The sequence below is a fragment of the Streptomyces sp. NPDC029526 genome (genome assembly GCF_040637405.1).
Taxonomy (GTDB): domain Bacteria; phylum Actinomycetota; class Actinomycetes; order Streptomycetales; family Streptomycetaceae; genus Streptomyces.
The window spans coordinates 1-2,497 of record NZ_JBEZWE010000049.1 but is presented as its reverse complement, the minus strand read 5'-3'; the positions used below and the strand labels follow the sequence as shown (position 1 = coordinate 2,497).

Here is a 2,497-nt window from a genome sequence, read left to right as displayed (position 1 = left end):
ACACAGTGGACGCGAGCAACTGAGGACAAGCCCTCGGCCTATTAGTACCGGTCAACTCCACACGTTACCGTGCTTCCATATCCGGCCTATCAACCCAGTCGTCTACTGGGAGCCTTACCCCATCAAGTGGGTGGGAGCCCTCATCTCGAAGCAGGCTTCCCGCTTAGATGCTTTCAGCGGTTATCCCTCCCGAACGTAGCCAACCAGCCATGCCCTTGGCAGAACAACTGGCACACCAGAGGTTCGTCCGTCCCGGTCCTCTCGTACTAGGGACAGCCCTTCTCAAGACTCCTACGCGCACAGCGGATAGGGACCGAACTGTCTCACGACGTTCTAAACCCAGCTCGCGTACCGCTTTAATGGGCGAACAGCCCAACCCTTGGGACCGACTCCAGCCCCAGGATGCGACGAGCCGACATCGAGGTGCCAAACCATCCCGTCGATATGGACTCTTGGGGAAGATCAGCCTGTTATCCCCGGGGTACCTTTTATCCGTTGAGCGACGGCGCTTCCACAAGCCACCGCCGGATCACTAGTCCCGACTTTCGTCCCTGCTCGACCCGTCGGTCTCACAGTCAAGCTCCCTTGTGCACTTACACTCAACACCTGATTACCAACCAGGCTGAGGGAACCTTTGGGCGCCTCCGTTACCCTTTAGGAGGCAACCGCCCCAGTTAAACTACCCATCAGACACTGTCCCTGATCCGGATCACGGACCCAGGTTAGACATCCAGCACGACCAGACTGGTATTTCAACGACGACTCCCCCTGAACTGGCGTCCAGAGTTCACAGTCTCCCAGCTATCCTACACAAGCCGAACCGAACACCAATATCAAACTGTAGTAAAGGTCCCGGGGTCTTTCCGTCCTGCTGCGCGAAACGAGCATCTTTACTCGTAGTGCAATTTCACCGGGCCTATGGTTGAGACAGTCAAGAAGTCGTTACGCCATTCGTGCAGGTCGGAACTTACCCGACAAGGAATTTCGCTACCTTAGGATGGTTATAGTTACCACCGCCGTTTACTGGCGCTTAAGTTCTCAGCTTCGCCTGGACGAATCCAAGCTAACCGGTCCCCTTAACGTTCCAGCACCGGGCAGGCGTCAGTCCGTATACATCGCCTTACGGCTTCGCACGGACCTGTGTTTTTAGTAAACAGTCGCTTCTCGCTGGTCTCTGCGGCCACCCCCAGCTCACCGAGCAAAGCCGGATCACCAGGAATGGCCCCCCTTCTCCCGAAGTTACGGGGGCATTTTGCCGAGTTCCTTAACCATAGTTCACCCGAACGCCTCGGTATTCTCTACCTGACTACCTGAGTCGGTTTAGGGTACGGGCCGCCATGAAACTCGCTAGAGGCTTTTCTCGACAGCATAGGATCATCCACTTCACCACAATCGGCTCGGCATCAGGTCTCAGACTATTGCCAGGCGGATTTGCCTACCTGACGTCCTACACCCTTACCCCGGGACAACCACCGCCCGGGATGGACTACCTTCCTGCGTCACCCCATCACTCACCTACTAACCGCTTGGTTCAGCGGCTCCACCACTCCGACCTCGTCCGAAGACTCAGCCGGCGGCTTCACGGCCTTAGCATCACGATGCTCGATGTTTGACGCTCCACAGCGGGTACCGGAATATCAACCGGTTATCCATCGACTACGCCTGTCGGCCTCGCCTTAGGTCCCGACTTACCCTGGGCAGATCAGCTTGACCCAGGAACCCTTAGTCAATCGGCGCACACGTTTCTCACGTGTGAATCGCTACTCATGCCTGCATTCTCACTCGTGAACCGTCCACAACTGCCTTCCGGCGCTGCTTCACCCGGCACACGACGCTCCCCTACCCAACCCAGCACCCGTTAGGGCTACCTGCTGGATTGACACGACTTCGGCGGTACGCTTGAGCCCCGCTACATTGTCGGCGCGGAATCACTAGACCAGTGAGCTATTACGCACTCTTTCAAGGGTGGCTGCTTCTAAGCCAACCTCCTGGTTGTCTCTGCGACTCCACATCCTTTCCCACTTAGCGTACGCTTAGGGGCCTTAGTCGATGCTCTGGGCTGTTTCCCTCTCGACCATGGAGCTTATCCCCCACAGTCTCACTGCCGCGCTCTCACTTACCGGCATTCGGAGTTTGGCTAAGGTCAGTAACCCGGTAGGGCCCATCGCCTATCCAGTGCTCTACCTCCGGCAAGAAACACACGACGCTGCACCTAAATGCATTTCGGGGAGAACCAGCTATCACGGAGTTTGATTGGCCTTTCACCCCTAACCACAGGTCATCCCCCAGGTTTTCAACCCTGGTGGGTTCGGTCCTCCACGAAGTCTTACCTCCGCTTCAACCTGCCCATGGCTAGATCACTCCGCTTCGGGTCTTGAGCGTGCTACTCAAACGCCCTATTAGGACTCGCTTTCGCTACGGCTTCCCCACCCGGGTTAACCTCGCAACACACCGCAAACTCGCAGGCTCATTCTTCAAAAGGCACGCAGTCACGACG

Annotated in this window: 1 rRNA gene; it reads right to left on the bottom strand. The window is 56.9% G+C overall.

Features of this window, described 5'->3' with window-relative positions:
* Window positions 1-21: 21 nt before the first annotated feature.
* A 23S ribosomal RNA gene (locus AB0F01_RS31400) occupies window positions 22-2,497 on the bottom strand; the annotation flags it as partial.